Below are 22,047 nucleotides of genomic sequence, written 5' to 3'. Positions count from 1 at the left end.
CGGGGCTCCTTCAGCGAAGATGTGACGTGTCGTTGATCAACCGGACCGAGGCTCCCCCGTCGGGATAGAACTCGGTGATGCTCAGCGACGCCAGATCCAGATGCAAGCGGTACAGCAACGACGGCCCGGCATCGAGCGCCAACTGCACCAAAGTCTTGATCGGGGTGACGTGAGAGACGACCAACAGAGTTGCGCCGCGGTAGGTCGAGATCAGGTCGTCGCGCGCGGCGACGACTCGTTCTCGTACCTCGTCGAAACTCTCGCCGCCGGGTGGCCGCACCGAAGTGTCCGAGAGCCATTCGCGATGCAGGTCCGGGTCGCGCTCGGCTGCCTCGCGGAACGTGAGTCCGTCCCAGTCGCCGAAATCGGTTTCGATCAAACCCTTGTGCTCGACGACGGGAAGACCGAGCACGCGGGCCGATGCCTCTGCCGTCTCACGGGTTCTGCCGAGGGGTGAGCAGACGATGGCGTCGATTCCGCCTCGGTTACCGAAGCGTCCGGCCGCGCCGGCAGCCTGCGCACGGCCCAGTTCCGTGAGCTCCGGATTCCCTCGTCCGGAGTACCGGCGATCGACCGACATCGCTGTCTGTCCGTGACGTAGCAACAACATTCGCGTCGGCTTACCGGTGGTGGCGATCCATCCTGGAGAGCCGGCGATCTGAGGCTCCGACGTCTCTTCGGACGGCGCTGCGGGTGCACCTGGTGCGGGGGCCGCGGTTTCGATGCCGGCAGCAGCGTCCATCGCCTCGTTGGCAAGACGATCGGCATGAGAATTCTCCGCGCGCGGAATCCACGTGTAGGTCACTCGTGAGAACTGCGTCGCCAACTCGGCCGCACGTCGCTGCAGCGGAATCATGTCCGGGTGCTTGACCTTCCAGCGCCCGGACATCTGCTCGACGACCAATTTGGAATCCATGCGGACGTCGACCGTCGACGCGCCGAGTTCACCGGCAGCGGTCAACCCGGCGATCAGTCCGCGGTACTCGGCGACGTTGTTGGTCGCGATTCCGATGCTTTCCTTACGTTCGGCCAACACCGAGCGAGAGGCGTCGAACACCACAGCTCCGTAGCCGGCCGGACCGGGATTGCCCCGCGATCCACCGTCGGCCTCGACGATGACCTGCGAGAGACTCACAGACCGGACTCCTTGGTACGCACCATGATTGCACTGCATTCAGGGCAACGAACGACGACGTCGGCCGGTGTCGCGGCGATTCGGGAGATCTCACCGCGGTCGATCTCGATCCGGCAAGCGCCACATCGGCGGGCCTGCAGTAGCGCTGCGCCCGGTCCGCCCAGGCTGCGCTGCTTCTCGTACACCGCGAGGAAATCGGCGGGGAATTCGCCGACGAGTCGTTCACGATCGGCGGCGCAACGCTCCTGCGCCTTGTCCAGATCAGCGACGGCATCGTCGCGGCGACGCTTGGCGTCGATCAGTTCTTCTTCGGCCTGGGAGAGCTGGGCACCGGCGTGATCGTGATCGGCCTGCAACGCCTCACGCTGCTCCATCACTTCGAGCAACTCGTCTTCGAGGAGTCCTTGGCGCCGAACCAGGCTGCCGAGTTCGTGTTCGAGTTCGGTGAGCTGCTTCGCGCCGACCGACCCACTCTGCAACAGCGTGCGGTCACGATCTTCGCGCTGACGAACAGCGTCGACCTCGCCCTCGAGCTTGCGGATGTCGCGATCGATGTCGTCGATCTGGATTTCGACGGCGACGGACGCATCTTTACGGCTGATTCGCTCGGCCTCGAGACGTTCGACTTCCTGCTGCTCGGGAAGCGCTCCGCGTCGGTGGGTGATCCGAGTGAGCTCAGCATCCACCCCGGCGAGGTCGAGAAGCTTGGACTGCACCTGTGGTTCGACGTTCACGCTGTATAACTCCTGCTGTAAGTCCGATGTCGGCAGTGCTCGCGAAGGACGGCTCTCGAAGAACTGCTCTTGAATTGTTCGTGCAACCGTACCTTGCAGAGCGCTGCGCTAATGCGCACTCAAACACCACGGATCGGTGCGAATTGTCGAAACCCGGCTTTCCCACCCCGGATTGTCGGCAAACGCGGCATCGAGCACAGATTTCGCCTGTGCGCACCACGGGTACTCGCTCGCCCAGTGTGCGACGTCGACCAGTGCCGGGCCACCGGCGCGAAGATGCTCGTCCGCGGGATGATGCCGCAGGTCCGAAGTGACGTAGACGTCGGCGCCGAGTGCCGCCACCACGTCCAGATACGAGTCGCCGGAACCGCCGCAGACCGCCACGGTATGAACGGTCGCGTCTGGATCTCCAGCGGCGCGAACGCCCCACTCGGTCGATGGCAGTGAGCGCGCCACTCGCGCAGTGAACTCCCGCAAGGTTTCGGGGTGGTCGAGCTCACCCAACCGCCCAAGTCCGAGTGAACTGGGGAACGCTGCGAGTTCGAAGACGTCGAAGGCCGGTTCCTCGTACGGGTGGGCCGTACGCAATGCGCCCAGCACCGCGCTTCGCTTTCCGCGCGGGGCAATCACTTCCACACGATCCTCGCGAACCTGCTCCACAGCGCCGACAGTTCCGATCGTCGGATTCGCTCCGTCGGCGGGCAGGAACTGCCCCGTACCGGTGACGGTCCAACTGCACTGGCTGTAGTCACCGATCCGCCCAGCGCCGGCCTCGAAAAGTGCACCCTGCACGGGCGATGCATTCTCCTCCGGAACCATGACGACCCACTTGTCGAGCGGCTGCGTCGGCTTGGGTTCGATCGGACGCAACACGGTCAGGCCCAGAGCCTGCGCCAACGCGTCGGACACTCCGGGGTCGGCGGAGTCCGCATTGGTGTGCGCCGAGAACAGCGCACACCCAGCCTTGATGAGTTTGTGGACCAGCGCACCCTTGGGCGTGTGAGCACCGACGGTGTCCACCCCACGCAGCAGCAGCGGATGGTGAACGACCAGAAGGTCGGCACCGGAGGCGATGGCATCGTCGACCACTGCCTCGGTCGGATCCACCGCGAAAACCACTCGCGTCACCGCATCGGCCGGATCGCCGCAGACCAGACCGACCGAATCCCACGATTCCGCCAGGGCCGGCGGATACGCGGATTCCAGCACGGCTATGACCTCCGCAAGAGTTGGGCAGCTCACAAGATCTCCTTCATCGCTTCGATCAGTACCGAAACCTGCTCGGCTGGCCGGACGGCCACACGCAACTGATCCGGGCCGAGTCCGGGAAAGGTGTCGCACCGGCGGACGGCGATACCGCGGGCACGCAGGTGCTCTCGCATCGTGGCGCCGTCACGGACGTCGATGAGCACGAACGGCCCCGCAGCGGGTTCGTGCACGGCAATCCCGATCTCGGTCAGTCGCCGGGACATGTCTTGGCGGTCCGCGGCAATCACTTCGGCTTTGATCCTCGACTGCTCGACCGCGAACGGTTCGCAGCATGCCGTGATGGCTTCGATCTGCAGACTGCCCAATGGCCAGTGGGCTCGGCCGTGGGTGAGTCGAGCCAGAAGATCCGGAGAGCCGATCGCGTACCCACACCGCAATCCGGCGAGCGCCCACGTCTTGGTCAGGCTCCGAAGCACCAGTACATCCGTCGACTCGACGCCGGCGACGCTCTCCGTTTCGCCGGGGACCGCGTCGCCGAAGGCCTCGTCCACCACCAGGATCCGGCCCGGCCGACGCAATGCCAACACATCGGCCTTGGGGTGAAGCACGGACGTCGGGTTGGTCGGATTGCCCAGAACGACAAGGTCCGCGGATTCGGGTACTTGTGCGGTCCGAAGCTCGAACGGCGGCTCCAGAATCACCTGTGTCACCGGTACACCGGCCTCTCGCAGCGCCAATTCAGGCTCGGTGAAGGACGGATGGATCAGTGCTGCCGAGCGAGAATCCAGGCGCGGCAACATCGCAAAACCCTCGGCACCGCCAGAGAGCAGCAAGACCTCTTCGGGTCGACGCCCATGCCGCTGCGCGACGGTTTCGCGCGCCTTTAGTTCCGCAGCAGCCGACGGATACGAACCGAGCGTCGACAACCGCGCTGCCAGCCGATTCCGCAGCCACTGCGGTGGGCCGGCACCTTGAACGTTGACGGCAAAATCGAGCAACCCGGGCTCGGCTTCGACATCTCCGTGATGTCGCAAGCTCTCCAGGTCAACCGTTCCGGTACTCACCTGGCCAGCCTACGGTCGGGCACTGTGCGCGGACATCGCCCCCGCCGTCCGGGACAATGAGACCCGTGACGACACCACCGCTCGACCGTTTTCCCGTAGTTCTGTTCGACCTGGACGGAACCATCACCGATTCCGCGCCCGGCATTCACGGCGGCTTCCGACATGCATTGGCCGCCGTCGGCCAGCCGGAGCCGACGGAGGAGATGCTGGCATCGGTCATCGGCCCACCGATGGTCGACACCTTCAGATCACTCGGCATGACCCCGACAGACGTCGACCGGGCGATCGCCGCGTACATCGAGCGATACGACGCGACCGGGTGGCAGGAGAACTCGGTGTACGAGGGCATGGACGTCGTCCTGGGCAAGGCTCGCGCGAACGGGACCCGGCTGGCCGTCGCCACCTCGAAGTCGGAGCGATTCGCCATTCGTATCCTCGAGCATTTCAGCCTGGCCGAGCACTTCGAGTTCATCGGCGGCGCGAGTGACGACGGAACTCGTCGGGCGAAACCCGATGTGATCGCGCATTCGCTGGCCTCACTCGGAATCACTCCCGTCCTCGCCGCCGACGGCGGAACCCCCGACGTGCTCATGATCGGCGATCGTGATCACGACGTCCTCGGCGCCGCGAAGTACGGCATCCCCACCGTCGTCGTCGAATGGGGCTACGGTTCCGCCGAGGAAGCGCGGCAAGCGTTTCGCTCCGTATCGTCGGCATCCGAACTGGGAGGACTTCTCGATGGCCGCCTCTGAACCACTCCATGTGACGTTTGTGTGCACCGGCAATATCTGCCGGTCACCGATGGCCGAAAAGATCTTGCTCGCGCATCTGGACAGCGAAGGCCTCGCCGACCGCGTCCGTGTCAGCAGCGCCGGTACCGAGGGGTTTCACACCGGTAGCGAGGCCGACGAGCGGACCAACATCGTGCTTCGAGCGGCCGGATATCCGACGGGCCATAGCGCCGCGCAGGTCAATGCAGATCATCTCGCGGCCGATCTGGTTGTCGCCCTCGACACCGGCCACGAACGTGAGCTTGCTCATCTCGGCGTGCCCACGGAGCGGCGACGGCTACTGCGATCGTTCGACCCCGAGGCCGACGGCGAATCTGTCCCAGACCCGTACTACGGGGATCAGGAGGACTTCGAACTGGTTCGAGACCAGATCGAAGCGGCCATTCCCGACATACTCGACTGGATCCGTGAGCGGGCCTGAACCAGTAGCAAAATTCACTCCCATTCGGGCAACGGATACCGTGGACGTGTGCGAAGACTGAAATTCCTGTTGCGGCCCGGTTGGTTGGTACTGGCAGCTGTGGTCGGGCTCTTCGCCTACCTGTGCTTCACCGTGCTCGCTCCGTGGCAGCTCGGCAAGAACACGAAGACCGAGCATCGCAATGATCTGATCTCGAACTCGATCAACGCGGAGACCGTGCCGATCGGTGATGTCATCTCCGATTCGACGATCGCACCGGACGATGAATGGCGAAACATCACCGCGGCCGGTACCTATCTGCCGGACGCCGACATCCTCGTCCGACTGCAGTCCATCGAGGGCGCGCCGTCGTACGAGATCCTGACGCCTTTCCGCCTGGACGACGGTCGCACGATCCTCGTCAATCGCGGATACGTTCGGCCGATCAACGGCGCCGAGGCACCGCCCATCGCTGCGCCGCCGTCAGATCCGGTGACGCTCAACGGCCGCGTGCGCCTGTCGGAAGGCACTGCACCCGGCAGAGTTCCGATGTTCGAGGACGGCGCGAAGCAGGTCTACTCCATCGACGCACAACCCATCGGCGAGTTCATCGGAACGGACCTGATCGACGCGTACATCCAGCTCGAACCCGACCAGCCCGGCGGTCTCGGCACGATTCCGCTCCCTCAACTCGACGCGGGCCCCTACCTCTCGTACGGGTTCCAATGGTTGGCTTTCGGCATCATGGCGCCGCTCGGACTGGCCTACTTCATTCGCGCGGAGTGGCGCGAACGTCGCAAGGAAAAGGCAGCTCAAGCAGCTGTCGAGGGCTTTGCGGCCGACGACGCCGCTACCGAGAAGACCCCAGAGGCAACGGCGTCCGCGCCTGCCGCGCCCCCCGCTGAACCGGCTCGTACCTTCAGCCGCCGTAAGAAGCCGGAAGCGGAGTCAGTGCCGCTGACGGCGCAGGAAGCCAAACTTGCCGATCGATACGGCAATACCCGCTGAAATACCCGCTGCCACCACTGCTGCACTGATCTGCACCGCCGACGAAAGCCTCGACGCGCGGCGCAGATCGTTCGGCGTCGGCGCAGGCCCACCGCCGAGGACGGGCCGCATCTCCACACCGTGCGCGTACTCGGTCCGGCCTCCCAACGAAATGCCCAATGCCCCCGCCGCCGACGCTTCCGCGACGCCCGCATTGGGGCTTGGATGAGCCGCTGCGTCGCGTTTCCACGCTGTCAGTGATTCCAGCACCGAACCGCCCACCACCGGTGCACACGCAGCCGTCAGCGCGCCCGTGAGCCGAGCCGGGAAGATGTTGACCAAGTCGTCGAACCTCGCCGCGGCCCACCCGAATCTGAGGTACTTCTCGGAGCGGTAACCGATCATCGCGTCGAGTGTGTTGGCGGCGCGGTAGGCGAACAGACCTGGCACGCCCGCAACTGCGCCCCAGAACAATGCGCCGACGCTTGCATCGGATGTGTTCTCGGCGACCGACTCCAGTGCAGCTCGCGTGAGGCCCTCTTCGCCAAGCACTGAGGGGTCGCGTCCACACAGTGAAGGAAGAAGCTCCCGCGCATCCGTCAGGTCGCCGTCGACGCGTGAGGCCTCCAACCGCGCGGCCATGTCAATGCCGGTGCGTGCAAGCGACGTCCCGCCGAGCACGGCCCAGGTGGCTACCGCCGTCGTACCCGTCACGGCCACCCAACCTGCCCGGCGCGACGCTGCTTCGCCTGCGAGGCCGAGTCCCGCGGTGCCTGCGACGAGCACGGCGACATGAAATGTTCCGGCCGTCCGCGAGTCTCGGTAGGAAATCTTCTGCAGCGCGATAGCTGCGGTACCGAAGCCGGCGACCGGATGGAACCGCCCCGGATCGGCGAACACCCGATCAGCAGCGAAGCCGAGGAGAAGGCCGGCGGCTCGCGCACTGAATCGAGATTGAGACGAACGAACCGAAATGTGCACGAGCGTAGTTGTAGCAGCGACGCTCGTTCCCTGGCCAACCGTCACGTGTCTGCCAGAGCCGATCTCTACCCGTCCCAGTCGATCGTCAGATAGATCAAGCGGTGCATTCGATTGATTTCCCAGACACGGGCAACCCCGGTCGCCGGTGCGTCACCTTGGGAGCGAACTCGGATCGTCTGCCCCGGGAACAACGCAACACTCAGACTGGGCATCTCGGCGATATGTATGTGCGGACGGGTGGGATGCACACGCTTCGGGTCGACGGCTACTTCGATGAGAGAACTGGACATGCGTCCAGAATGACCTATTTCGGACCGTCCGTTGCCGGAAACGAAAACCCCGACCTGCATCGACATGCAGATCGGGGTTGAATTTCGGTGGGCGCGGAGGGTTTCGAACCCTGTCTGAATGCATGCATATCGCCTGGAAATTTGTCAATAATTCAGCCTGACCAGTCATTTATGCATCGTCAAGAATCCTCATCAATCCTCAAAAACCTGATCGACTGTCCGAATTCTGTCCGCTTCTGCCTAATCCAAGACAACCTTGGGCTATTGACATTCCCTAATCAACCGCCAGAGGTTGATCGCTCACTCTGAGTTTACGTACGGTTCGTCTGGTTTGATTTGATGATGACAACTCCGCGCCCTGACATCGATACTGACCCCTCCGCCGCCTGGCAGGACGGTTACGACCTCGGGGTCGAGCATGGCGAACTGTCCGTCGAGAAGCCGTCGCGAGCGCTATGGATGCTCGCCGGGGCGGGAATCGTGATCGCGGTGCAAGCGATCGTCGCAATCATTGGATTCGCAGTCTTCGCGTTCGCGATCGATTCGGTTGAGGTGTCGTCAAGTGCGCCAGTAAGTGCGCTCGAGTCGAGTGCAGCCTCGACTTCGATCGCACCGACACCCGCAGGGAGTGAGCGCACTGGCGTCTCGCCGAGTGGCATCACGACGGCGGTCAATGCGCCCATCACTGCTTCTGCCGCCGAACAATTGGCGGGATGCGTCGAATTGAAGGCCTTCGCCGAAGCCTTCGGTATTGCAGACGTCGAAGGGTTGCTCGCAATCGCTCAGATGACCGAGGAGGACTCGACCGAGGGCGTCACCATCTCGGGCGGGACCAACTGGGAAGATCGCACGCCCTCTGATCAAGCTGCAACAATCGCGATCGCCGAAGCCGCAATGAGCGGTAAATGCTGACGAGCTTGTCAGTGCCCTCGCCTACAGTCTGTCGCGCGGGGTCGGGAGGGTAAGGGAAGACCAGCTCGGCCCCGCACAGACAACAAAAAGCCCCACCTCATCACGAGGCGGGGCTTTTTTGGGGCGTCTCACGTCTTGCGGGACTTGACCCACTCGTCGACGGTTTCTTTCGTCCAGCCCTGGTTGCGGCCGATCATCGCGTCGGGCGGTGGAAACGTCTTGTACTGCTTGACGGTGGCGAGGGTGACGCCGAGGTAGTCGGCGATTTCGCCGCGCGACATGAAGCGGATCACGGTCTCTCCTTGCTTCGGGTATCCCTCATAGTAGCACCCTTAAAGATGGTCGAAAAGTCTTTCCGGATCGAGAAACAAACAACTTTCACAGCTTGCTCACCACCCTTAAGGGTGCTACAGTTATGGAACAACAACAGAGAGGAGGTGAGTGAATGACCGAAAGCCGAATCGCCCTGATCGTCGGGATTGCAACACTGATCACGAACATCTGGATGGCAATCCAGAATCGGGGAACGAGGAAGCGAGGCAAACACCGGAAGCGGAAACGCTGACCTGAGACGGGACCGGGGTGAAGGAGTCACCCCGGTCCCACCTCAAGGGTCCATTATAGAAGACAACACGGCAAGGAGACCGAGATGCTCAACCGCAACTACGACATCCTGGGAACAATCAGCACAGGTGCAGTCCTGGCGATCCTGTCGGCCCCCTGGCCGCTCTGGATCGTCTGGGGCGGCATCGTCGCCTACCAGGTGCAGAACCGGGTGAGGTTCAGCCACGCGTGAACCTGCCGGCTAAACGACAACAAAGCCCCCGACCTCGAAAGGTCGGGGGCTTTGTCGTGCGTCGGTCAGTAGATCTTGCACCACGTACCAGCAACAACGATCGTGTTGGCGAAGCCCGCCGCTGACGCCCACACTGTGATCAGATCACCGGAGACTACGGACACTGAAGTCGCCGGAACCGTCACAATCTGGCCCGTACCGGACGCCGGCGCCGACACCGTGGTCGTAGCACCCGGAATCAGGACGCCATTCTTGCGGATCTCTACTACGTAGTTGTTGGCGAAATACCTGTCCTGCCAGGCGACCTGCGCCTCGACAGTCGCTGCTTTCGATCCATTGACTACGAGCGCGTTGGATACCACGGAGCTGCCAGGATATGCGGAATCCGCAGCCCAGCCGGTGACCTGTGTTCGCGTGCTCGAGGCCGACGTTGCGAGGGTGCCCGACTTGAGCATGCCCATCGGCGTGAACACGATGATGGTCCCCTCAGAGAGGATGTCCACCGTGGTGTTCGTGTTGATTGTCGGCGACGGCTTCACGGTGGCAGTCGATGCGATGTCGACAATCGTCTCGCCTGCCGCTGTCGGCGACGGGATGACGACAGCGGTGGACGCGATGTCGACAACGGTCTCGGTGTTGATTGTCGGCGACGGCCTGACCGCGGTGGTCGATGCGATGTCCACCACCGTGTTCGTGGTGACAGTGGGCGACGGCTTCACTGTGGTTCCGGGGATGATGTCGACGATCGTTTCGGAGCTCACGACGTCGACGATCTGGATCGTCTGCGAGACAACTTCGACCACGCTCTGTGTGTCGACCGTGACGGATACGCCGACTGTCGCTGTCGAGATGACGTCGATGACGGTCTCGGCGAGGTGCCACGGCACACCGATCACGACACCTGTCGAGATGATGTCGATGACAGTTTCGGTGGAGACGCGCACAACTAGCTTCGGTGCCGGAGGGAATGGGACCGTGGCCTCATCGATACCAGGGAAACGGGCTGCTCTGATGTCCGGTCCTGGAAACCGGGCTACCCCGACGTCCGGGGCCGGGAACCTCATGGCTTAGGCCGGGAGTGCGTACGGGATGGTCACCTTGTGGTTGACCTTGGCTTCGCCGGACGGGCTGATGATGATGTCCAGATTGTCGATCACCTCGACCAGCGTCGAACCGTTCCACCGCGTCATGTGGGTGTACGTATTCGCGGCAACCGGGAAGGTCATCTGCGACCACGCGACGACGCCGAGCGCGGCGGTGCCGGGTGTTGCGGTCTGGCGTGCGTACGAGCCGCCTGTCGCTTCGTTTGCGGTTCCTGCGGGGCCGGGGCTGCCGGTGTGGAGCCCGAACGTGGAGCCAAGTGCTGCAGCGGATGTCGCGGTGCTGTTGGCGGTTGCGACGGGACATACGAGTGCCATGTCAGAATCCTTCGTCTAGGGGGCGTTGAGCGGATCCTGTGATCCACTCGTAGTCGTCAGTGGTTTCGGTTTCGCCGTTCGGGTATCGGACCCAGATGGTGAAGGTGTCGCCGCTGTCGATGGCGGCGAGTTCGGCTGATTCGATGCGCCAGGCCACCGTGTTTCCGACGATCGAGGTGGCGGGCCATGTCGGGCCGTCGTCCCAGATGATCTCGATGACCGTTCCGGTGGGGATCGGTCCTTCGTCTCGGGTGCGTGAGAAGATCAAGTCACCCCTGGTGATGCTCATGATGTCGCGTAGCGGTTCCCAGGCGATCATCTATCCACCTCATCTGCGTCAATTTCGTTGGCACTCATACGTATTCCTATTCGATCGGCTCGTCGGGGTAATCGGGAGTGCCGGTCGCGACCACCCGGCTGTCATGCTTGATTGCAGACAGTCGGGAGTAGGACGTTCCGCCGGCGAAGTTGCGCCACTTCGCCGAGGTGACCCAGACGTGAACTTCGAAGTTCACGTCTGGGATGACGAACGGAGCGGTGACGTGGTGAGTGAGTCGGGATCCGCCGGGCCGCTTGACGTCTGGGATCTCGGAGAAGATGGCGCCGCCGCCTGGATGGCGAACGGACAGGTACATGACAGTCTCGTCGCCACCACCGAAGACCGTGGATTTCGCGAGCGTGGTCGCGGAAATCTGCCACAGTCCCTTCGATTCCAGTAGCAGTCCACCACTGGCTAGGATCCGCACACCCTTGAGCGGGCCGAGCTGGCCGGTGAACGGCATTCGAGTGGCTCCTGACACGACGGCTGGGTTCTTCGTCATGTACGCCGCGCCGTAACCCTGCACACCTTCGAGAAGGTCGAGACGGCCGTTGAGGTCGAGCTGCCCATCGCGATACCCCTCACCGAACTGCTGCAGAAGTTCGGTGGATTCGGTAAGAACAGCGAGCGTGTCCGCCTCGTACTCGGCGCGGGTCTTGTTCGCCCACGCCGCGATACCGCCGAGTCCGTCGAGCATTCCCGCCGGATACGGTCTGGTCGGGTCAGGCGAGGTCATCGCTGAATCTCACTTTCCAGATCTGGCGGGATCGTCGGCGGAGTTCCTTCCGGCACGTGAATGCCAATCCAGCGCAACAACTCCTGAATGAACCGGATCGCCGAATCCAACAGCTTCGTCTTGTGTTCGTTCTCCGACTCGAGAACCTCGATCCGCGCTTCGAGTTTCCCGACCCGCTCCGACAGTGGCACGAGAAGATCCGTCGCGGTCTGCGCGATGATCTGCGCCGCCTCGACACCGATCTTCCCTGACTCGGAATCGATCTTCCCGATGTCGGCCTTACCTTTCCGCCGGCCGATCAGCCACGCAATGATCGCGAGCAGGACCGCACCGACACCGAGCGTGTCGAACCACTCTTGCAGCCATGCCACGTGCTCAGTCGATCAAGCTGGCAGAGTCGGGATTGCCCTTGCTTCCCGACGCAATGGACGTCAGCACCGAGACAACGGTGGCGAGGGCAGCGACCGAACCGACATTGGCCCAGTCGACTTCGAGGACGCCCAGTGCGCCCGCTCCCAGCACGCCGAGTGCGGACTGTGCGGCTGTCTTGACTGCTCGTTCAGCGGAGTCTGCCCAGAACTTGGATGTGGTGAAAATGCTCATGTCAGTAGTTCCTTCGTTCGAGTTGATCGCGGTGGATGATGAGTGCGTGGCCGGTGGCCCAGCGCCACCCGGCCCAGGCGAGTAGGCAGGTGGCGCCGAGGACGACGACAGCGACTGCGAGGACGGTCATCGTTGCCCTGCCGCTCGCCAGGTATCGGGACCGACAACTCCGTCGACGGCGAGGTTGGAGCGGCGTTGCACTTCTCGCACTACCGATTCGGTTGCGGGACCGAAGTCGCCGTCCACGGCGAGCTTGGAGTAACTCGCGAACATCCGATTGAGCAGACCCTGGAGGTAGGTCACTTCACCTCCACTGTCGCCGCGGCGCAGCGTCGGGCGTGCGACAGGCTTCGGGAGCACGGGTGGGACCGTTGTACCTGCCAGTAGTCCGAGGTACCCAGCTTCGAGACGTCGTGCGAACTCGATGAGCTTCGCGGATGCACCATCACCCGAGGCGGTGCCCTTGTTGAGCTGGTAGTGCATCTCGTCGGCGCGAGCCCAGTCGGCACCCCAGAAGATATTGTCCTCGAACAAGCGCAGGCCCTCGCGGACCTTCTGCTTGCGGCCAGCGGGCATGGTCCGCAACTTCCACGGGTACTGCACGGCGTTGAAGTCGTAGCCGGTGCCCGAGAGGTGGTTCGAGTCGCCGACATCGTTGACGAGGGACCAGCCCCAGTCGTCACCGACCCCAGCCTTGTACAGGTCGAGGCGTTCGACGTTTCGGTGGTACCAGATCGCCCATGCGCGTAGGACGACCTCGGATGGCCCGGATCGGACAATCAGTGCGGCGAGGAACTGATTGTCGGCGCCAGGAATCAGGATCCGTTCACAGGCGTCGCGGTTGCACATGCGCCACCCGTTCTCGGAACGGGTGTTGCCGTAAGCGGTTCGGAAGGTCATGTCTCCTCCTGGAGTGTTGGTGGGTGCGGGTTCACGGAGCCCTCGGCTTCAACGGCTTCGAGAGCGTTCGTGAGTTCGTCGCGCAGTTCTTTCGGCATCTGGCGCACAAGGTCTTTCGCGTCGGTCCGGGGTGGGTCGGGTTCGTCGACCGACACCCACTTGCCGAGGCCCGTCATCCAGTGCTCCTCGGTTTGCGGTAGTCGCAACTTCAGCGTCGGATCGGCCATGTGCCCGCAGGCATCGCACTTGAGGCGTGCTCCCAGGTCGTGCAGTCGTTTCGACATCAGCCGGTAGTACTCGAGCGGGACCATCGCCAGCGCGCCTTTGAGGCCAGGCATCGAGACGAACATCCACCAGAACATCTCTTCCGGGTCGTCGAGGTCGCAACTCTCACGTAGAGGTATCTCGTCCTTCTTCATCCCATGACCCCCATTTCCTTGAGTTCGGATTTGCTGTTCGCGATCTCGGCCATCAGGCGCAGGATCGGATCTTGTTGCAGCTTTTCGCCGCCGAGCGTGATGGCGATGTCCGGCGATCGGTCCACTCCCCAGGACAGAACCGTTTTCGACACTCTTTCGACGTGCATGCGCTGGGTGAGGTCGCCGGGAATGCGGGTCGCTACCCGATCGCCGCGCCCGAAGTGCCCGATACCGGGCGCTCCGATGACATACGGTGCGGCATTAATGATTTCCAGCGCCCCGGAGAAGATCGCCCGAGTCTCGAACGCGCCCTGTCGAAGGACCGCGAGCGAGTCGAGGGTGTATGCCTTGCCGCCCGAGGCGATGAAGTACTCGAATTCGCGGAAGTCACCCGAGGTTTGGGCGCGGCGCAGCATTTTGACCGCAATCCAGGCGAGCACCGTGTCTTCGTAGAACGGGGCAAGGATTCGGTCGACAGATCCGCCGATGCTCCCGAACTGCAGCAGATTTCCGACGACATCGAACATTCCCTGGATGAGCGCGCCCATGGTCTCGTTCACACCGGGCATCGAGTGGCCACCGGTGACGAGTTGTATCGGGCCGGGTAGCTGCTGGTCGAAGTTCGAGCGCAGGATTCCTGGACTGTCCGGCGGGTAGTACACGTACGGCACGCGGGGATCGGTCAGGCGCTTACCGGGGATTCGGTAGTCGCCGACTGTCGGCATGCCGGTCGTCGCCTGATCGATGTTCTCGACGAAGTCGTCGGTGTACGAGCGAAGAGTGCGCGTGAGTCCGTCGAACCATGTGCCGCCGTTCGCGGTACCGGCGAAAATTCCGGACTTGTCCTCGACCCACACCACGAGCGCGCCGTGACGGACCTTCGCGTTCGGCCACGGCAACGGGTCGCCGGTGAACCAACGCCGCCACTGCAGCGACATCTCGCCGTCAGCGAGCATTGCGGTCGCCGCTTCGTGCCAGTATTTGAAGCGCGAGGTGAGTTTGCCCCACGGCGCACCAGTCGCGAGCCAGTCCATGAAGCTGCCGGGCTTGACGACGACTGTCCAGGTGGACATGTCGAAGCCTTCCCACCAGGACGATGGCTTGAGTGGATCATCCGGGAAGGTGAGGATCGGGTTGTTCTCGCGGCACAGGTTGATGTGCAGCGCCCCGAGGACCACCCACGGAATCGGCCCGGCGAGTCCGAACACCTTGATCGGCTGAAATGCCGCCGGCATAACCGGTGTGGACCACAACAGTTTCGTCTTGAGCTGCTGAAAATCCGACAGGAACGTCGCCGTCAGTTGCGAGTATCCGAGTTCGTCGGTCGCGACTCCGACCCTTTTCATCAGCCCGGACCAGCGGGTGCCCATGTAGTCGACCGAGACGATGACGTTGATCTTCTCGCCGCGCTCCACCCGGCCGTACATGTCGTTGAGCCACTGCGCCTGTGGCATCGAGAAGTCGAGTTTCAGTGTTCCGACACCGGCGTCGAGCTCGATGTCTTCCCATTCGGCCTCGTCTTCGCACTCGATGACGTGGACCAGATCGCAGTTGTCGCCCGTCCACAGGCGAACCAGCGCCGGAGTGCGCCGCATCATCTCGAGCTCGCGATGAACGCGATCGGTTTCCAGCATGATCGCGGCGCACTGCTCCGCCAGGGTCAGATCGAAGTCGACTGCAGTCACAGCAATTCACCCCCGAACGGTTTCGGCCACAGCCGCGGTTGATGCAGCTCCGCCCGAGCGCCACCGGCAGGTGCGCCCGTGTAGCTGATCGGAAGCAGAGTGCGCGGGGTGAAGGGCGGGACCTTGTGCATGAAGAACTCCCGGCCGCCGTTCTCGCCGAGAAGGTTCGTTCCCGACCAGGATTCGAGCATCAGACGCATCGGGTCGTAGTTGATCCGGGCGCCGGCATGAACGGAATCGATCGGCAGCAACGGCACAATCCGATTCGCGTACTTGCCACCCGGAACGCGCTTCCCCTTCTTGCCCTTCCAGGAAAAGTCAGGAATGTTCCACTGCGCCCGAGTCAGCACCCACGTCTGAATCATCGTGATGGGCGTCGGATTCGACACCGCGATGAAACCGGACGCCGACGTTGTGGTCGCCTCGAAATGCGTGACAGCCTTGCGGCCCTCCCAGAACGGTTGAGCAGAGCGCACTTTGTAGATCGGATTCAGGTACTGCTCATCTTCGAGCGTCGGATCGAATTCCGGATCCAGGTCAGTGGTGTCGTAGCGCTGGATGAACAGTCGCCGGATGTCGCGCTTGGACTTCACGACGATCCGGGCGAGCTGCTCGTCCTCGTCCCACTCGTCCGGAGCGTCGGTGATCATCTGATCCAGCAGGCCGTCGAGCTGCTCGATATCCATGGGGCCTTCATCTCCGAAGAGATGAAGGCCCATGGTGATATCGCGCCACGGGTAGGTGCGGGACTTGAACCGACCGCCGCGCTCTCTCGCCGCCCGCGTCCACTCACTACTGATCGGCGGGTTGAGGATCCCCTGGAGTTGACCAGCTTTGATCATCACGCCCTGCTTGCCGGCGTTACGGCCACTGACGTCGAGTCGGTGGCCGTTCGCGCCGATGATGGCAATGTCGAGCACAGTCAGCCTCCGAATCGCATGATGGCGGTCCGCTGACGGCTCGCCTGGTCGCGCTGCCAGGACGCCTGGTCAGCGATCACTTGGTTGTTGTTGTTGGTGATCTGCACCCGCGGCCCGCTGCCGACTCCTGCACCGGCAGAAACCAGCTCGTCGACCTTGTCGATGTTCGCCTCGGCGACCTTCCAGTGGGCGTCCTTGAGAACGAATTCCGGGTCGTTGAGTCCGTTGAACCCGAGGGTTCCCGGTTCCCAGACGCCGCCGGTGTCGAAAAGCGATGTGCCTTCGACCAACTCGCGGGCGCGGCCCATTGCCTGGCCGTACTTGGCGGGGAATGCGCTACGCTGCACGGACTGTGCGACCGCGCCTGGATCCATCAGTTCCCAGCCGAGCGGGAACTTCTCGTAGAACATCTTCGCGCTCTCGAACGGATTCATCCGTTGTTCGAGCGTGCCCCACTCGGGGAAGTCTTGCTGCTGAAACAGCCCCGTCGAGCTGCCGTTGGAGCCGACAGCGTCGTGCGGGAGGTTCAGTGATGCAGCAAGTCCCGAATTGGCGAACATCTTGAGCGGGTCGCCGACCTCCACGAGGGCGGTCGCTTCACCGATCGCGGCGGCATGCTCGCCGAGTCCCATTTCCTTGGCGGCGCGAGCAATCTCGTACGCGTACAGATCGTGACCGGTGCGCTGAACCGTGTCGACGGGCGGCACGGTGCCCGCAGTGATCGCTTCGTCCGCCTCCTTCTTCGACATCGTTTCCGTTGTCGACGTCGAAGAGGACTTTGCGCTGTCAGTGATCGTGTACCGGTCGGCGAGGTCGAGCCATTCGCCTACGCCCGCGATCTCGATCGCAGAGTCCGCCCAGATCCCGGCGACATCCGTGAACATCGTCTTGATCCGATCACGCGCCGAGAACACCTTCTGCGCTTCAGGCGCGCTGGTCGTCTCGGTTGTGGTTGACGTCGTCCCCGCGACACCTGACGTCGACGGAGCTGACGTCTCAGGGCTTGTCGGGACAGCCTCCGGTTCAGGTGCGGCATCGCCAATGGAGGCCGATGTCCGCGTGTGCACATGATCCTGATGTCCGGAATAGTCCGCGGCGAAGTAGCTCCCGCTCGCATCCGGACTTCGGCCGGCCCAACCGATCTTCTGGCCGGTGTTCGGGTTCTGCCAGATGATTTGCTCGAGCCCTTGAGACTTCGGCGCGATAGACAGCAGCCACTCGGCATATGTCTGCATCGCAGCGACCGGCCCAGACCAGTCAATTCCACGGTTGAGATGCTCAGGATTGGGGGCGTACCCCGCCTCTCCTCGATCGCCTTCCTGATGTCCGGGATATGTACTCGCCTGCAATCCGTTTGTCGACGCCAGGCTGGTCACCCACTCGGGGAATCCAGCCGACCCGTAGCTGATGCTCGATCCAGTCGCGAGGCCGTACGGCTCACCTACGCTGCCGCTACCTGAAGTTGCCCCTGTAGCTGTTGGAGCGGTCGGTGCTGCCGACGCTGCCGGTGCTGCCGGCGTGCTGGATACGGACGGCGCCGCGTAGTTCGTCGGCGCCGCCTCTACGCCGCTCGGTGGCCCATAGACGCGACCCGGATTTCCTGTCGTGTCGACCGGTGTCGGCGTCGCTGGCGGCGTGTGAGGGTAGGCATTGTTGTAGAAATTCGACTTCGATTTCGGCTTGTCTCGATCGCCGATACCTGGACCGGATACAGCACCGCCGCCCGCATACTTCGGCAGATCCGGGAACATCGTGTGCAACTCGGTCGCCGTCGGTGTCCATCCGGCATTGAGCGCGCCGACGAGTTCGGATCCACCATTGTCCATGGCGTCCGCATTGACTACGCCCTCCCTCGTCGAGACGAGAGCCGTGGGCATACCCCATTTGTCGACGCCGAGGATCGAGTCGGATGTCGGTGTGCCCGGACCCCAGAGCGTGCCATCCTTCCGACGACCCGCAATGCCACCCGATGCGAGCAGCGGAATGTCCGGTGTGTCGATTCGGACTTCCTTGCCGCCCAACCAAGATGGCATCTTGACGCCGAGGGAGAAATTGTTCCACTTTTGAATGATCCAGTTGATTGCTCCACGGAAGGCGTCCTTCAGTCCGTCCCACATCCCGCTTACAGAGGACGCGATTCGGCCAGGCAATCCGCTCACGAACCCAACCAGCTCGTCAAACTTGCCGACCACCCAGTCCTTCGCGCCGCCGGCGGCATCCGTGACAGACGTCCACATCCCCGAAGCGATCGCTGCGATACGGCCGGGAATGCCGGTCACGAAGTCGACCAGCTCGTTCCACTTGCCGACGATCCAGTCCTTGACCTGGGTGACTTTGTCGCCGATCGAGCCGAACGCCTGCTTGAGGAGTTCCCACCCTTCCTGCAGCTTGCCCCACACCCAATCCCAGGTGGCGGTGATCCCACCCCACACTGCATCCCAGATCGTTTGGAACCACGTTGTTTTCGTGGCAATCAGGACGACGGCTGCGACGAGAAGCCCGATACCGATCACGATCAGCATCAGTGGGTTCGCAGACATGATGACGTTGAACGCCAACTGAATTCCGGACCAGATCTTCGTGGTCGCGGACGAGAGTTTCGACGCGACGTCGAAGTCCTTGACCGCAGTGACACCCTTCTTGACGCTGTCAGCCATACCGACCGCGGTGTCCTTCGCCGAAACGAAACCGTCCTTGAGGCCGATAGCGCCCTCTTTGACAGAATCGAATGCGCCTTGCGCGGTCTCGAAACCGGCGATCGCACCACCCATGCCAGTCATGCCCGCAACGGCAGCGAGAGCGGAACCTTCGTTCTCCTCGAGCGCGCCGGTGAAGTTCCCCAGAAGCGGGATCACGTTGTCGCCGAGCATGCTCGTGACGTTCTGCTCGAGCCCACGCTTGAAGGTCTCGAATGCGGACCCGGCGTTGTCGTTGAGGACGTCGATCGAACCGTCGAGCGAGCCGGTGAAGTCGCCCATGACGTCATCTGCACCAGCGAGCCCGGCGAGGAAACCGGGAATCTGATCGACCGACAGGTCTTCGAGCGGTGCGCCGAAGAGCGCGATAGCGGCGCTTGCCCGCTCGCTCGGATTTGTAATCTCCAGCAGTCCTGCAGCAGTTGCCTGCAACGCTTCCTGTGCACCCGCGCCGCCCTGGGCGACCTTGTCAGACATCTCCTGCGCATTGAGGCCGATAGCCTCGTACGTCTCCTGCGAGGACTTGCTCATGTCCGACCCGAGGATGGTGAATTCCTTGAGGGCGTCACCGGTCTTGTCGAGCGCAATTGCGCCGCCCTGCGATGCCGAGATCAGCAGGTTGAACGCGTCCTTGCCATCGAAGCCGAGGGCGCGGAAATTGGTGCCGTACTCGTTGAGGATTTCGGGCAACTCGTCCCGCATGCCGACCGAGACCTCTTGCATGCCTCGGGTGAGCATGTCGAACGCTTCGTCGGCGCTGCCCGCGAGTCCGTTCTGCATGAGCTGGCTCGCGGCCTGCACCGATCCTGACACGTCCTGATCGAAGATCTCCGCGAAACCTGCAGCCTTGGTGGTCAACTGTTCGAGACGTGCGCCACCCATTGTGTCAAGTGACCCGAACGAGCCACCGACAGCGGAGACCGCTTCTCGGATGGTGTCCATCGAGTCGCCGACACCGGTGGCGTAGAGGTCACCTGCGACCTTGCCGTACTGCTTGGCTTCCTCGGCGCTCTCACCGAACGATGCGGCGAGCTTGGAGCCGACCTTGCCCTGTTCCATGGATTTACCCATGAGTTCCATCGCGCCGCCGACACCGGCAGCACCGGCGGCGAGGCCGGCGAGCTTCTTGGTGCCGGAGTCGAGTCCGGAGAACATGCCCTTGAGTCCGCCGCCTGCCCGCTCAGCGGAACCTGCGACATCGTCGTTGGAGTCAGCGAGATCGTCGCTGGCGTTCGCCGCTGCTTCGGCCGCATCGGCCGCGCGCTTACGCGCCTGTGTCAGTTGCGCTTCGGCAGCTTCGGCAGATCCGGCGGCCTTGTTACTGGCCGACCGAGCCTTCTCGATGTTGTCCTCGGCGGTCTTGATCTGCGAGGCCTTCGCCTTGCCGGTGTCGCGAAGTTCTTGCAGTTTGAGTTCGGCGATCTCGACTTTGCGGACCGCCCCCGCGGCCTTCTCTCGCTCGGCGGACAGCTTCGTTGTCGCAGAGACGACTGCGGCTTCGGACTTCTTGACGCCTTCGGCCATCGCATCGCCGAAACTCGAACCTGCCGCCTGACCTGCCTGGCGGATCGGGCCCGACACCTGGCGGGTGATCTCGCCAGCGATGCCGGGAATGGTGGGCAGGATTTGCAGTGTTGCCCAGCCGACAGATCTGGCCATCAGGTACCTTCTTCCAGTCTTCGGCGGCGATCCGCGAATCGCTTCTCAGCGCGATTGATTCGGGCGTCGTCGATTTGCGCAGCTTGTTTCGCAGCGGGTTTCGGCCGGTTCGGGTAGTCCTTCCACGGCGTGCCCTTCTTGCGTCCACGGTTGGCTTGCAGCGCCCACAGATCGGCGAGCAGGTGGTCTTCGATTGACCACGGCATGTGTCCGCCGTTGTCGGAGATCGCGAGCGCGGAGGTGCGCGGTAGTCGACGGATGAGGACCCACAGCAGACGCAATGTCAGCTGCGAGTCCCCGCCGCCCGGCCGCCACAGGTCGCGCAAGTCGAGCCCGTGATAAAAGGTTCTGAGGTCGGCCTCGATGTCGTCGCCCCGCAACTGCAGGACGGCCAGGAGGCCTAGGAGTTTCCCGTGGTCCCGACGCCCGATTCCTCGGCGAACATCGTCATGATCTCGGCAGCCGCATCCATCGGCGCCTTGCCTTCAGCCTGCGAGCGAGCACAGAACCAGAAGAACTTCTGGTCACCGAGCAGGCCCTTGACCATGTGCAGTGGGTTCTTGCCGATGGCGCCGAGCTGCCAGTCCCAGGAGTCGATGAGTGCGGACCGGTTGACGCGGATCTCTTCGCCCCACAGGGTGAGGACGATCGTCGAGTCGGATGCCTCGGACTTGCGGGCGGCGTTCGCCTTCTGGTGATCCTGCGGCTTGGGTGCGTTGGCGGGGATCTTGCCGGCAGATTTCGCTTCGGCGCGGCGCTGCTTGCGGTTGCCCTCCTTTCGGTTCTTTCGCGCGATCCGGCGGGCTTCCTCGGCGGCTCGCACTTCGTCGTCCTCTGTGGCTCGTACGTGGTCCTCGACAGCGGGCGCGACTACGTCGGGGTAATCCTCTTCGACGCGGGTGTAGTTTTCGTCGCGCTTCTCGGCGCGGAACTTCGCGAGTAGAGCCACCTCGTCTGCGGTCAGCGCATCGGCTTCCGGCGCGGTGTTCTCGTAGTCGGTAAAGTCATCATCTGAGGGCATGTGCAGCTCCTTGGTTGTCGCGCCAGATTTGTGGTGCGAGGGCCGCCGTGATTCGGTCGGCGGCGAGGTCTGTGAGTCCGGCCTTGATCAGGTCGGCGTGTGTTTGCGCAATGAGCGCGACGGGATCGGACGGCGCGGGTTCGTCCTCGTCGTCTTCGTCCGGTAGCTGCTCGGCGATTTGAATGGTCTTGGCGACCTTGGCGCGATCGCGTGGACGGAGGCGCTCACCCGGTTTGATCACGTCGAGTGCGATTGCGGCCGCGGTGATCTCGACGTCGGTCGGCGTGCGCAGTCTCGGCGGGGTGATCATGGCTTTGGCGATACCGGGTCTGTCGAGGTAGCCGCTGGCGAGATCTGGACCCGCTTCCATGA

General features: G+C 63.1%; 27 protein-coding genes. 5 read left to right on the top strand and 22 right to left on the bottom strand.

The window, feature by feature from the left end; all coding sequences use genetic code 11:
• Window positions 1-10 precede the first annotated feature (10 nt).
• From R4P65_RS09420 to cobC, 4 genes are all read right to left on the bottom strand, one after another.
• The gene (locus tag R4P65_RS09420) at window positions 11-1,174 is read right to left on the bottom strand and encodes a bifunctional RNase H/acid phosphatase (RefSeq protein WP_411742527.1); all 1,164 of its coding nucleotides are present in this window, start codon (window positions 1,172-1,174) and stop codon (window positions 11-13) included.
• Entirely contained in the window at window positions 1,132-1,869 is a 738-nt protein-coding gene (locus tag R4P65_RS09415; RefSeq protein ID WP_230813783.1) for a zinc ribbon domain-containing protein, read from the bottom strand. Before R4P65_RS09415 ends, R4P65_RS09420 begins: the two co-directional genes overlap by 43 nt.
• Window positions 1,870-1,977: 108 nt before the next feature.
• Entirely contained in the window at window positions 1,978-3,111 is a 1,134-nt protein-coding gene (locus tag R4P65_RS09410) for a Nif3-like dinuclear metal center hexameric protein (protein WP_317826303.1), read from the bottom strand.
• Complete coding sequence (gene cobC / locus R4P65_RS09405) at window positions 3,108-4,142, bottom strand: Rv2231c family pyridoxal phosphate-dependent protein CobC (RefSeq protein WP_317826302.1); 1,035 nt, start codon at window positions 4,140-4,142, stop codon at window positions 3,108-3,110. The genes R4P65_RS09410 and cobC overlap by 4 nt, the downstream gene beginning before the upstream one ends.
• A 56-nt stretch (window positions 4,143-4,198) precedes the next feature.
• Between cobC and R4P65_RS09400 the strand changes: the two genes are divergently transcribed.
• Genes R4P65_RS09400 through R4P65_RS09390 form a run of 3 tightly spaced genes read left to right on the top strand, consistent with a single transcriptional unit; the run spans window position 4,199 to window position 6,341 of the window.
• Window positions 4,199-4,894 (top strand): HAD hydrolase-like protein, encoded by a 696-nt coding sequence (locus R4P65_RS09400; RefSeq protein WP_317826300.1) that lies wholly within the window; start codon window positions 4,199-4,201, stop codon window positions 4,892-4,894.
• Window positions 4,881-5,354, top strand: a complete 474-nt coding sequence (locus tag R4P65_RS09395) for a low molecular weight protein-tyrosine-phosphatase (protein WP_317826299.1) — start codon at window positions 4,881-4,883, stop codon at window positions 5,352-5,354. Before R4P65_RS09400 ends, R4P65_RS09395 begins: the two co-directional genes overlap by 14 nt.
• A gap of 48 nt (window positions 5,355-5,402) precedes the next feature.
• Entirely contained in the window at window positions 5,403-6,341 is a 939-nt protein-coding gene (locus R4P65_RS09390) for an SURF1 family protein (RefSeq protein WP_230813793.1), read from the top strand.
• On the opposite strand, the gene R4P65_RS09385 is transcribed toward R4P65_RS09390, so the two are convergent.
• A complete protein-coding gene (locus tag R4P65_RS09385) occupies window positions 6,282-7,301 on the bottom strand; it encodes a cobalamin biosynthesis protein (protein WP_317826298.1) in 1,020 nt (339 codons plus the stop codon). The two genes, R4P65_RS09390 and R4P65_RS09385, sit on opposite strands and share 60 nt — an antisense overlap.
• 65 nt (window positions 7,302-7,366) lie before the next feature.
• Window positions 7,367-7,591, bottom strand: coding sequence for a hypothetical protein (locus tag R4P65_RS09380; protein WP_317826297.1), 225 nt, complete (start codon window positions 7,589-7,591; stop codon window positions 7,367-7,369).
• A gap of 342 nt (window positions 7,592-7,933) precedes the next feature.
• On the opposite strand from R4P65_RS09380, the gene lpqV reads away from it, so the two are divergent.
• The gene (lpqV, locus tag R4P65_RS09375; RefSeq protein WP_317826296.1) at window positions 7,934-8,503 is read left to right on the top strand and encodes a lipoprotein LpqV; all 570 of its coding nucleotides are present in this window, start codon (window positions 7,934-7,936) and stop codon (window positions 8,501-8,503) included.
• Window positions 8,504-8,631: 128 nt separating this feature from the next.
• On the opposite strand, the gene R4P65_RS09370 is transcribed toward lpqV, so the two are convergent.
• A complete protein-coding gene (locus tag R4P65_RS09370) occupies window positions 8,632-8,796 on the bottom strand; it encodes a helix-turn-helix transcriptional regulator (protein WP_256519661.1) in 165 nt (54 codons plus the stop codon).
• Window positions 8,797-9,152: 356 nt separating this feature from the next.
• On the opposite strand from R4P65_RS09370, the gene R4P65_RS09365 reads away from it, so the two are divergent.
• Window positions 9,153-9,299: a hypothetical protein gene (locus R4P65_RS09365; protein ID WP_317826295.1), complete on the top strand. Its 147-nt coding sequence runs from the start codon at window positions 9,153-9,155 to the stop codon at window positions 9,297-9,299.
• A gap of 65 nt (window positions 9,300-9,364) precedes the next feature.
• Here the strand turns inward: R4P65_RS09365 and R4P65_RS09360 are convergent, their stop codons facing one another.
• From R4P65_RS09360 to R4P65_RS09290, 15 genes are all read right to left on the bottom strand, one after another.
• Window positions 9,365-10,243, bottom strand: coding sequence for a hypothetical protein (locus R4P65_RS09360; RefSeq protein WP_317826294.1), 879 nt, complete (start codon window positions 10,241-10,243; stop codon window positions 9,365-9,367).
• A 123-nt stretch (window positions 10,244-10,366) separates the two neighbouring features.
• Complete coding sequence (locus R4P65_RS09355) at window positions 10,367-10,717, bottom strand: hypothetical protein (RefSeq protein WP_317826293.1); 351 nt, start codon at window positions 10,715-10,717, stop codon at window positions 10,367-10,369.
• Window position 10,718: 1 nt separating this feature from the next.
• On the bottom strand, window positions 10,719-11,036 hold the full coding sequence (locus R4P65_RS09350; protein WP_317826292.1) for a hypothetical protein: 318 nt from the start codon (window positions 11,034-11,036) through the stop codon (window positions 10,719-10,721).
• A 46-nt stretch (window positions 11,037-11,082) separates the two neighbouring features.
• The gene (locus R4P65_RS09345) at window positions 11,083-11,772 is read right to left on the bottom strand and encodes a hypothetical protein (protein ID WP_317826291.1); all 690 of its coding nucleotides are present in this window, start codon (window positions 11,770-11,772) and stop codon (window positions 11,083-11,085) included.
• A complete protein-coding gene (locus tag R4P65_RS09340) occupies window positions 11,769-12,143 on the bottom strand; it encodes a hypothetical protein (protein WP_317826290.1) in 375 nt (124 codons plus the stop codon). The genes R4P65_RS09345 and R4P65_RS09340 overlap by 4 nt, the downstream gene beginning before the upstream one ends.
• A gap of 4 nt (window positions 12,144-12,147) precedes the next feature.
• A complete protein-coding gene (locus R4P65_RS09335) occupies window positions 12,148-12,375 on the bottom strand; it encodes a holin (protein ID WP_054831581.1) in 228 nt (75 codons plus the stop codon).
• Between the two features lies 1 nt (window position 12,376).
• Window positions 12,377-12,505 carry a hypothetical protein gene (locus R4P65_RS09330; RefSeq protein WP_317826289.1) on the bottom strand — a complete coding sequence of 43 codons (129 nt, stop codon included), beginning with the start codon at window positions 12,503-12,505 and terminating at the stop codon, window positions 12,377-12,379.
• A complete protein-coding gene (locus R4P65_RS09325; protein ID WP_317826288.1) occupies window positions 12,502-13,275 on the bottom strand; it encodes a peptidoglycan-binding protein in 774 nt (257 codons plus the stop codon). The genes R4P65_RS09330 and R4P65_RS09325 overlap by 4 nt, the downstream gene beginning before the upstream one ends.
• Window positions 13,272-13,694 (bottom strand): DUF2744 domain-containing protein, encoded by a 423-nt coding sequence (locus R4P65_RS09320; protein WP_317826287.1) that lies wholly within the window; start codon window positions 13,692-13,694, stop codon window positions 13,272-13,274. The genes R4P65_RS09325 and R4P65_RS09320 overlap by 4 nt, the downstream gene beginning before the upstream one ends.
• The gene (locus tag R4P65_RS09315) at window positions 13,691-15,379 is read right to left on the bottom strand and encodes a hypothetical protein (protein WP_317826286.1); all 1,689 of its coding nucleotides are present in this window, start codon (window positions 15,377-15,379) and stop codon (window positions 13,691-13,693) included. Before R4P65_RS09315 ends, R4P65_RS09320 begins: the two co-directional genes overlap by 4 nt.
• Entirely contained in the window at window positions 15,376-16,299 is a 924-nt protein-coding gene (locus R4P65_RS09310; protein ID WP_317826285.1) for a hypothetical protein, read from the bottom strand. Before R4P65_RS09310 ends, R4P65_RS09315 begins: the two co-directional genes overlap by 4 nt.
• Before the next feature lie 2 nt (window positions 16,300-16,301).
• A complete protein-coding gene (locus R4P65_RS09305) occupies window positions 16,302-20,654 on the bottom strand; it encodes a phage tail tape measure protein (RefSeq protein WP_317826284.1) in 4,353 nt (1,450 codons plus the stop codon).
• Complete coding sequence (locus R4P65_RS09300) at window positions 20,654-21,034, bottom strand: hypothetical protein (protein WP_317826283.1); 381 nt, start codon at window positions 21,032-21,034, stop codon at window positions 20,654-20,656. Before R4P65_RS09300 ends, R4P65_RS09305 begins: the two co-directional genes overlap by 1 nt.
• 20 nt (window positions 21,035-21,054) lie before the next feature.
• Window positions 21,055-21,675, bottom strand: coding sequence for a hypothetical protein (locus R4P65_RS09295; RefSeq protein ID WP_317826282.1), 621 nt, complete (start codon window positions 21,673-21,675; stop codon window positions 21,055-21,057).
• Window positions 21,662-22,045: a hypothetical protein gene (locus R4P65_RS09290; protein WP_317826281.1), complete on the bottom strand. Its 384-nt coding sequence runs from the start codon at window positions 22,043-22,045 to the stop codon at window positions 21,662-21,664. The genes R4P65_RS09295 and R4P65_RS09290 overlap by 14 nt, the downstream gene beginning before the upstream one ends.
• Window positions 22,046-22,047 lie beyond the last annotated feature (2 nt).

Origin of the sequence: Rhodococcus sp. IEGM 1318, assembly GCF_033142465.1 — a bacterium.
Lineage (GTDB): Bacteria > Actinomycetota > Actinomycetes > Mycobacteriales > Mycobacteriaceae > Rhodococcus_F > Rhodococcus_F qingshengii_B.
The sequence above is the reverse complement of the archived record's forward strand: the minus strand, read 5'-3'. Positions and strand labels throughout refer to the sequence as shown.